The sequence below is a fragment of the uncultured Campylobacter sp. genome, assembly GCF_938045205.1.
GTDB lineage: Bacteria > Campylobacterota > Campylobacteria > Campylobacterales > Campylobacteraceae > Campylobacter_B.
This window is the reverse complement of sequence record NZ_CALIMY010000164.1, coordinates 1-9,081: the sequence shown is the minus strand read 5'-3', so window position 1 is coordinate 9,081 and position 9,081 is coordinate 1. Positions and strand designations below refer to the sequence as shown.

The 9,081-nt window shown below is 45.5% G+C and carries 7 protein-coding genes and 1 pseudogene; 4 read left to right on the top strand and 4 right to left on the bottom strand.

From position 1 onward, the window contains the following. The 3 genes and pseudogenes from Q0198_RS10300 to Q0198_RS10290 all read right to left on the bottom strand — a co-directional run. A pseudogene (locus Q0198_RS10300) lies at positions 1-1,683 on the bottom strand (hypothetical protein); the annotation flags it as partial. Positions 1,684-1,766: 83 nt separating this feature from the next. After that, positions 1,767-2,837, bottom strand: coding sequence for a transglutaminase domain-containing protein (locus Q0198_RS10295; protein WP_297897811.1), 1,071 nt, complete (start codon positions 2,835-2,837; stop codon positions 1,767-1,769). A 395-nt stretch (positions 2,838-3,232) separates the two neighbouring features. Next, the gene (locus tag Q0198_RS10290) at positions 3,233-4,288 is read right to left on the bottom strand and encodes a transglutaminase-like domain-containing protein (RefSeq protein WP_297897809.1); all 1,056 of its coding nucleotides are present in this window, start codon (positions 4,286-4,288) and stop codon (positions 3,233-3,235) included. Between the two features lie 107 nt (positions 4,289-4,395). On the opposite strand from Q0198_RS10290, the gene cmoB reads away from it, so the two are divergent. After that, on the top strand, positions 4,396-5,289 hold the full coding sequence (cmoB, locus tag Q0198_RS10285) for a tRNA 5-methoxyuridine(34)/uridine 5-oxyacetic acid(34) synthase CmoB (protein ID WP_297897807.1): 894 nt from the start codon (positions 4,396-4,398) through the stop codon (positions 5,287-5,289). A 564-nt stretch (positions 5,290-5,853) separates the two neighbouring features. Here cmoB and Q0198_RS10280 read toward each other — a convergent pair. Then, positions 5,854-6,453: an MBL fold metallo-hydrolase gene (locus Q0198_RS10280; RefSeq protein ID WP_297897799.1), complete on the bottom strand. Its 600-nt coding sequence runs from the start codon at positions 6,451-6,453 to the stop codon at positions 5,854-5,856. Positions 6,454-6,546: 93 nt separating this feature from the next. Between Q0198_RS10280 and nadE the strand changes: the two genes are divergently transcribed. From nadE to Q0198_RS10265, 3 genes are all read left to right on the top strand, one after another. After that, a complete protein-coding gene (nadE, locus tag Q0198_RS10275) occupies positions 6,547-7,350 on the top strand; it encodes an NAD(+) synthase (protein WP_297897796.1) in 804 nt (267 codons plus the stop codon). Positions 7,351-7,360: 10 nt separating this feature from the next. After that, positions 7,361-8,497 (top strand): DegT/DnrJ/EryC1/StrS aminotransferase family protein, encoded by a 1,137-nt coding sequence (locus tag Q0198_RS10270; RefSeq protein ID WP_297897793.1) that lies wholly within the window; start codon positions 7,361-7,363, stop codon positions 8,495-8,497. Next, positions 8,490-9,081, top strand: a 592-nt coding sequence (locus Q0198_RS10265) for a tetraacyldisaccharide 4'-kinase (protein ID WP_297897790.1), incomplete at its 3' end; no start/stop codon positions are given. The genes Q0198_RS10270 and Q0198_RS10265, both read left to right, overlap by 8 nt.

The window sequence follows — 9,081 nt, the reverse complement described above, 5'->3', positions numbered from 1 at the left end:
ATTTAAGATAAATCCATAAGATTTTGCTCCTATAGAAATTTTAGAAGCTTGATCATCAACTTGAGCTCCATTTACAGCATATACACCAGTAGGTTCGCTGTCTTTTACTGTTGCAGTATGTTTATCTATATCTAATATACCTTTTATAGATACTTTTCCATTTTGTTTATAGATTCCTATACCTTGATCTTTAATATGGATTTTTCCAGCACTTACTTCAACATTTGAGCTAGTTTTTGAATAGATACCTATTGATTTTTGTCCAACTTCTATCGTTCCAGAAGTATGTTTAATATTAGAAGTTCCCTCAGCAGTATAAATTCCAATAGTTGGATTCTTTCCATCAGCTGAATCTGCTATATTTATATTAGCTTTATTTTCAAAAGATTGTCCACCTCTTAAAAATACTCCTAGTGTTTGTTTTCCAGATAAAGTAAGTTCTCCATTATTAACCACAGTCTTTGAACTATTTGCATTAGAGTAAATTCCAACTGATTCTACTCCACTTAAATTTATTTTACTATTATTTATTAGATTAGAATCTGTTGCTAAAATTCCTCTTGCTTTAGCTTTTGTTCCAACTATTTTTTCTGCTTCAGAAGTAAAATTAGCATTTTTTAAGAAAAGACCAGTAGAATCTTTACCTAACTCTATTGTTTTTACTCCTGTTAATTTAGAATTTCCTTCTATATATGCTCCAGTATATCCATCAGCAACTTTCAAATCAACCTTAGTTCCTGCTCCATCTAATTGAGCTGAACTATTTTTTAAATAAAGCATAGTATTTTGTGTAGCATTTAAATTTCCTAAATAAGAAACAAATTTAGATTTTTCTAAATATGCTAAAACACCTTTATTTTGGAAGTTAGCTGTACCTTTTGCTGTTATTTCACTATTCTTTCCATAGAAACCTATACCATTTTCCCCAACAGTAATTGTTGAATTAGTATCTAATTTTGTATTTTCAGAATATAAAGCAACTGCAGGTGCCCCTGTTAGACTCTTACCTACTGTAATAGAACCTGTATTTGTTACAATATTTCTCTTTGCTATTGCAGCATCTTTTCCTCTACTAAAAATACCTACTGAACCATTACCTAATGTGATATCTGCTTTATTATTCATAGTTAAGATATTAAAGTTAGCATCATTACCATTATAAGCATTTGCTTCTGCTTTCTCTACAGCAGTTCCTTTAACATCAATTTTACCGTTTATTGCATAGATACCAACATTCTTTGTTGCTCCTGTATTAGATTTTATTTCTCCACCAAGATTATCTAATTTTTGAGCATTAACTAAGTACATACCTGTTGAGTTATTTCCTAAACTTATCTTAGAATTCGCTGTTGTAGTTACTTCTAATTTATTCTTATGACTAGCAGGATGTCCTTCATATTTTCTAGTACTATCTTTATAAATTCCATAGATTCCTGTTGAGCTTTCTCCTAATTTAATCACACCATCATTTTTAACTCTTGCTGATTCAGCAAAAATTGCAGTAGATTTTTTAGCTACTGAAAAATTAATAGTACCTTCATTTAAAATTTCAAAATTTCGCTGCCATGTCGCTCGCAAAATTCTAAAAAATTTTAAAATTCCACGCCAAATAAAGCGCGGAATTTTTTTCCAATGCAGACGCGGCGATATGCAGATTAGGCGCGCTTTTACACATCCGCCCAAAGTCGTCTAGCGGAAAGCCTCTCTTGTATACCTACTCAAAAAGCTCAAGTAGTTCGACGTGCCACATAGCAAAACGCGAACTGCTACAGCTCCTTCGATCTGTAATCGTAGCTGAAATCTTTCGGCGAGTAATAATTAAGCGTGTTGCCGTCCACTTCGCCGTAAGGATAGCCGAAATTATTGATCGGAAACTGCGCTGGGCGTGGGCTCAGCGTGAAGTCTCTGGCGTAGTTAAAGCCGATCCAGCACATCTCCCAGTTGCCGAATAAATACTCGCGGATTTTAGCGAGCTTGCTGTCGTCATTGCTTAGCTTCTCGCCCAATCGCACCTTTGTAACGTCCGCAGGATCGACCGGGATCCAGCCGTAGCCTTTTAGATAAAACTCCGCCCTGCAGTGCTGCGCGCCCGAGATATGGCTGACGCCGTCTTTAGGCGCGGCGCCCATTTGAGTGCTAAATCTTGACGCGCCGACGCGGATGCCGAACATCTCTCTTGCGGCGATGCCCTGCGCGCGGCAAAGTGCAACGAAAACGCTATTTATGTCGGTGCATTTGCCACTTAACTTGCCGCTGCTTAAAATTTGCTTCACGTCCCCTAACCCGCAGCCTAGCACGCTGTTATCGCGCTGCATAGTGTTCGCCACCCACGTATAAATCGCGCGCGCCTTTTCCAAATCGCCCTTGATGCCGCCTGCGATCTCGTCTGATTTTTGCTTGACGACGCCGTCGATTTGAATCTGCGCACTAGGCTCTAAAAACTTCGCTACCTCGGGGCTAAGCTTTTCGTTCGGATTAAATTTTACCTTGCTAAAGTCGGTGTTACGCTCAAAGGTCTCGACGCTAAATTTAATATTTAGCGTGGGCTTTGCCACACCGACGTAGCCGGCATAGAGCGTCGGAATTTCGCCGTAGTCCACGGACGGATCGTTGAAATTGCCGTCAAATTTTATGTCGCTTACCTTTTGATATTCCGTGATAAGAGGAAGCGGTATCCAAAGCCGAGTCTGCTTGCCCTTCTCCAAAATTTCGTGATTTAGCGATAGCCCGAAAGTTCTCTTTTTGCCAATGACTTTTTCCCCGCCCAAAATGGTACTCGGAGTTGCCATAACGGCGCCTAAAATCGCAGTGTTTCTTAAAAAATCGCGTCTTTGCATGAAATGCCTTCAAAATAAAATGGCTAAGCCTTAGCCCTAATTACGCGTGGATTTTAGCCTTTTGCGGCTTTGAAATCGCTAAATTTTAAAATTCCGCAAGCCGTGAATTTTAAAATTCTATCCACATTTAAAATTTCAAAATTTCGCTCGCCGCGGAATTTTAAAATTTCAAAATTTCGTTTTAAGACATAGCGCGAAATTTCGTCAAAGCGGGCATGATAGCCCGCAAACTAGGCGCGCAGACAGTATGTATCGGTGGCGTAGGCTAAATCATGCAAAAAGCGCTGCTGTCGCAAAGCCAAGCGTGCGCTTCGATGAAACGGGGTTGAGCCTCGACGAAGCGCGGCGGCTTAGCTTAAGCAAATCGCGGCGGTAAAATGCAAGCCGCCAGAGGATTAAATTTCGCGCGAAAAATACTCGTAGATAAAATTTTTAGGCGAGTACGGATCTTTCGGCGTACCGCCCACTTCGCAATACGGATGCGAAAAAATTTCAATCGGAACATGCGCCGGGCGCGGATTTAGCACGATTTCGCGAGCGTAGTTAAAGCCTAACCAGCACGGCTCCCAGTTGCCAAAAAGATATTCGCGCACCCGCGCCAGCTTAGAATCATCCTCGCTTAAGCCTTCGCCGAGTCGCACCTTCGTAACGTCTGCGGGATCGACCGGGATCCAGCCGTGGCCTTTTAGATAAAATTCCGCTCTGCAATGCTGCGCGCCCGAAATTTCAAGCGCACCGCCACTTAGGACGCCCATGACGCCCATTTCAGGCGAAAATTTCTGCGCTGCGCCCGTACGGATGCCGTAAATAGCGCGCGCAGGAATGCCAGCTGCCCTGCAGAGCGCGACGAACACGCTATTAATATCGGCGCATTTGCCGCTTAGCTTACCGCTGCTTAAAATCGCTGCTGCATCGCCGCTGCCGCATGCGATCACGCTATTATCGCGACTCATATTTTTTGCGACCCAATCATAGATCGCGCGCGCTTTCTCCAGATCACCTTTAAGCGAGTCGGTGATCTCGTCTGATTTTTGTTTCGCAGCGCCTTCTACCGGAATTAGCTTTGATGGCTTTAAAAACTCCTCGATTTCAGGGCTCAAGCGCTCATTTTCATTAAAACTTACCTTGCTAAAATCAGTGTTTCGCTCCGAAATTTCAATATCGAAGCTAAGCTCAAAATAATCATCCTCTTCGCCTACGACACCTTGCTCGCCGTATTTGCCGACGCCCGCTCTTGCCTCTTTATCGGGTGCGAAGCGCGCGTAGTACGTGCTTATATGATCTCCGCAGATAGCTGACTCTTGTGCATTTGAGCGGGCATGATATTCGCCAAGCAACCTCTGATATGGCTCTTGCAGCACTAACGGCAGCCAAAGCCGCACCTCTGCGCCACTACTTGAAATTTCGTGATTAAACCTGAGACTAAATTTTCTCGTTTTTGCTTCTTGCATTTTTTGCTCCTTTGCTTGAATTGCAAGTCGATTTTATCTCTTTGCGCCTTAAAATGGATAAAATTTTATGTTAAAATGGCGCTAAATTTGAAATTTTAGGATTAAAAATGGATCTGCAAAAAATCAGAGACGAGAACTTTAAAAAGCTACAAAGCGGGCAAAACCGCGAAATTTTAAGTGCAATCGAGGCGCTGCAAATAGGCGAGTGCGGCTGCGAGTGCGGCGACGTCGTGCGTGCAAGCTTTAGCGCTAGCGCGGAGCAAGAGAATGAGATTACACGTATCGCGCGAGCGCTAAAGCCGTGGCGCAAGGGGCCTTTCGCGCTAAATGATCTTTTTATCGATGCCGAGTGGCGAAGCTTCATGAAATTTAACTTGCTACGGCCGTTTTTAAATCTGAGCGGCAAAACCGTCGCTGACGTGGGCTGCAACAACGGCTACTATATGTTTCGCGCAAGCGAGCTAGCGCCTGCGCGGCTCGTGGGGTTTGATCCCGGCGCGCTATTTTATCTGCAGTTTCGTTTCATCGAGAAATTCCTCCGCAGCGACGCGAAATTCGAGCTTTTGGGCGTGGAGCATCTGCCCTTTTACGAGCATAAATTCGACACGATCTTCTGTCTCGGCGTCATCTACCATCGCAGCGATCCCGTAAAGATGCTAAAAGATCTGCGAGCCTCGCTAAATGCGGACGGCGAGGTGTTTTTAGACACGATGTATATCGAAGGAGCGGGCGATTTCGCGCTGTGCCCGAAAAACAGCTACTCGAAAATTTCAAATATCTACTTCGTCCCGACCGTCGGCGCGCTGCAGAATTGGTGCGAGAGGGCGAAATTCAGAGATTTTGAAATTTTGGCTCAAAAGCCCACGGATGCTAGCGAGCAGCGCAAAACGGAGTGGATCGACGGGCAGAGCCTGGAGAATTTCCTAGACCCGCTCGACGACTCGCGCACGATCGAGGGCTACCCTGCCCCGAGGCGTATCTACGTGCAGCTTCGGGCGTGATCTGCGCCTTTAAAACGTTTTTCGTGCACTCGCGCACCGATATGAAATGAGATCTGCGCCTCTAAAAACGCGTAAAATTTTACCGAATTTAATCAGTTCGCGGGGAAAATTTTGCATTCGACAGAGTGCGGAATTTAGCTAAATTTAGCGGGCTCGGATTGGATCTATTGTAGCGGCTAGGGTCGATACGGCGGTGCAAAATTTAAATTTCGCCTCCTCCCGCACGCGTAACGTTTTGCGTCTTGCATGCTCGGCGGCACGGAATTTTACTAAATTTAATAAGCGGCGGTAAATTTTAAAATTTTATCTACGCAGCGCAAGCTGGCGCAGGTATAGTGCGAACGCAGCGCAGAATTTAACGCCCGCAGCGGTAAATAAAGCGGCAAATTTCGGCGCCTGTAATGCGGGCAAAGTTGCATAAATTCCGCTACCTACAAACAAAGCGGCATAAATTCTAGCGCCCGCGAGCAAAGCGGTATAAATTTTCCGGTGCCGACCCGCTTCACACCGCTTCACACCGCTTCACTGCTTCTTGTGAGACGAAACACGGTTAAATTTAAACGATCAGCGCTCAAAAAGTTGCAAAAAATATTTTAAATTTTGCCTCTCGGCCGCTAGGCTCGTATTCGGGCCGTGTCCGGGATAGAGCGTAAAATCGCCCTTTATCTGCAAAATTTTATGCAGAGATTCTCTCATCTGCTCGCCGCTTGAAAAGGGAAAATCCCACCTGCCGATAGAGCCTTTGAATATGACGTCGCCGCTAAAGATCACGCCGTCCACTTCAATCATACAGCTGCCCGGCGTGTGGCCTGCAAAGAGGCTAAATTTAACGTTAAAGCCCGCTATTTCAAGGCTTTGCTCCTGCCCTTTTATGAGCACGTCCGCTTCTATGGATTCTGGCATCGTCTCAAAAGGATCCGCTCGCAGCATAAAGGCGTCATCCTCGTGGATATAAATTTTAGCGCCCGCCCTTTGCAGCTTCGCGTCGTCGTAAACGTGATCGAAATGCCCGTGCGTATTCAAAACCGCCGCGATCTTTCCCGTATTTTGTATCACCCAATCAAAGCTGCCCTCGCCCGGATCGATCACTAAATCGCCCTGCTCGCCCTTTATAATGTAGCAATTCGTCACGTATTCGCCGAAAGCTCTTTTTAAAATTTGCATCAAAAATCTCCTTTTAAGCTCATATTAAAGCCGTAATTTAGCCAAAAATAGTTAAAATCTTACAAATTAATATAAAATTTTAAGGTTAGATAAATGTTTTTGGATGATTTGCTGCCGCAACTGACCGATTTTTTATCGGAGAGACTCGATGAAACGGGCGCGGACGCCTTTGTAGTAGGCATCAGCGGTGGGCTTGACAGCGCCGTGGTTTCTGCGCTTTGTGCACTTACGGAGATCCCCACTTACGGGCTTATCCTACCTAGTGCGGGTTCAAATTTAGAAAATATGGCAGACGGCATCTTTCACTGCGAATCTTTTAATATCCCCTACGAAATCCAAGAGATCGCGCCATTTGTAGAAAATTTTACCGCTTTAAATCCCGGTGCAAGCGCTCTTCGCATCGGAAATTTCGCCGCGCGCGTGAGAATGAGCTTACTTTATGATTACAGCGCGCAAAAACGCGGCGTAGTCGTAGGCACGAGCAATCTTAGCGAGAGGATGCTCGGCTACGGCACGATCCACGGCGATCTGGCCTGCGCGTTTAATCCGATCGGCGAAATTTTAAAAACCGATCTGTTTAAATTCGCAAAAATTTTATGCATAGACGATGCGATCATCAAAAAAGCCCCAAGCGCCGATTTATGGGAAAACCAAAGCGACGAACGTGAGCTTGGATACAGCTACGAGATCTTAGATAGCGTGCTAAGAGATATTTTTTCGCACGAAGCGCTGCGGACGAAATTTCGCTCAGGCGAGCAAATAACCGCAAACGATCTAAAATATCTGCAAAACTCGCGCCACAATCAAGAGCTGGTGAAATTTGTCGTCCGTAGAATTCTTAAAAATAATTTTAAGCTTCGCGCACCCGCGGTCGCTCGCATAGAGCCCGCACACTAAGGAGAGATTTATGAAAGAGATACCGTTTTATAAGGCTCAAATCGATAAAAAAGAGGAAGACTTAATTAAAAGCGCCCTTTATAACAGCGATATAAGATATAGCGAAATTTTTGAAGAGGATATTTGTAAGTACTTCGGCGTAAAGCATGCCGTATCGACTACGAGCGGCACGACGGCGCTGCATCTGGCGCTTTGTGCGATGGATATTAAGCGCGGAGATAAAATTTTATGCTCCGTAAATTCCTTCCCCAATGTCGCCGAAGTGATCCGCCACTTCGACGCAGAGCCCGTTTTCGTAGATATCGATCCGATAAACTTTAATATCACGAGCGAAAGCCTTGCTCGCACGATAGATCAAAACCGCCACAAGAAACTAAAATGCGCTTTCATCTCGCACATCGCGGGGCTTGCTGCGGATATAGACGCTATCAGCGAGGTCGCCAAAAGCGAAAATATCATCCTCATCGACGATGCGTGCCGCGCCATGGGCGCTACCTATAAGGGCGCAAAAATCGGAGCGCTTAAAAGTTCGCTCATATCTTGCTTTCAGATCAATCCTCAAGCGCAAGACGCAATCTCTACGGCGGGCTTTTTCGTCACGAACGACGATGAGATCGCAAGCGCCGCGCAAATTTTAAGAAACGGCGGCATCGTGGGGGACGCCTTTTACAAAGACGGTAATATGTCCTTTACCTACGACGTCGATCGCATCGGTCAAAAATACGATCTTAACGCCATAAATTCCGCCTACGCCATCGCTCAGTTTGAGAAAACCGACGCCTTTATAAAGCGCCGCAAGCAGATCGCCGCAGCCTACCGCGAGCAGCTCGCAAACTGCCCGCACGTGACGCTTCCAAGCGACAGCGAGGAGCATATCTATACTCAATTCATCGTAAAGATCGACAAAAATCGCGACGATTTTGCCAAAGCGCTGATCGCGCGCGGAGTAAGCGTATCGCTGCACTACGTGCCGGTGCATCTGCTAAGCTACTATAAAAGCAAATATAATTACAAGGTCAATGATTTCCCGAATGCGCTTAAAAACTATCAGCAAATTTTATCCCTGCCGATCTATACGGCGCTTAGCGACGACGATGTGAGCTACATCTGCGAGCAGATCAAAGAGATAGCGCAAAATCGTGTTTAAACTCCTAATCGAGCGAAACTTATACGACCCGAGCCCCGCATGGCTTGCGCTCGGAGTGATTTTAGCGCCGTTATCGCTGCTTTATACGCTTATCGTCTGCCTAAAAAGGCTCTTTGCTAAGCCGCAAAAATTTAAAATTCCAATAATCAGCGTCGGAAATTTAACCCTCGGCGGCAGCGGAAAAACTCCGCTAGTGCGGGCGCTTTTTAAAGAATTTAACGGGGAGCTCAAAACATGCATCATCCTTCGCGGATACGGGCGCAAAAGCAGAGGCTTGCTCGAAGTAGCGCTCGGCGGACGGGTGCTTTGCGACGTGGGGCAAAGCGGAGATGAGGCGATGGAGTACGCACTGTTTCTGCGCGGCGCAAACGTGATCGTCAGCGAAGATCGCGCCGCAGGGATTTTGCGCGCGCAAACTCTCGGCTTTGAGCTGGTGATCCTAGACGACGGGTTTTCTAAATTTAATATATCTAAATTTGATATCTTGCTGCGCCCGCAAAGCGCGCCGAAGCTGCCCTTTTGCCTGCCCTTCGCCGCGTATCGCTACCCGCCGTTTTTTTATAAATTTGCGGATTTCATACCCG

Bases quoted from the DNA above. Each gene is read 5' to 3' on its own strand.
- Q0198_RS10270 (WP_297897793.1), top strand. From the start codon at position 7,361: ATGAAAGAGATACCGTTTTATAAGGCTCAAATCGATAAAAAAGAGGAA.
- nadE (WP_297897796.1), top strand. From the start codon at position 6,547: ATGTTTTTGGATGATTTGCTGCCGCAACTGACCGATTTTTTATCGGAG.
- Q0198_RS10280 (WP_297897799.1), bottom strand. From the start codon at position 6,453: ATGCAAATTTTAAAAAGAGCTTTCGGCGAATACGTGACGAATTGCTAC.
- Q0198_RS10290 (WP_297897809.1), bottom strand. From the start codon at position 4,288: ATGCAAGAAGCAAAAACGAGAAAATTTAGTCTCAGGTTTAATCACGAA.
- cmoB (WP_297897807.1), top strand. From the start codon at position 4,396: ATGGATCTGCAAAAAATCAGAGACGAGAACTTTAAAAAGCTACAAAGC.
- Q0198_RS10295 (WP_297897811.1), bottom strand. From the start codon at position 2,837: ATGCAAAGACGCGATTTTTTAAGAAACACTGCGATTTTAGGCGCCGTT.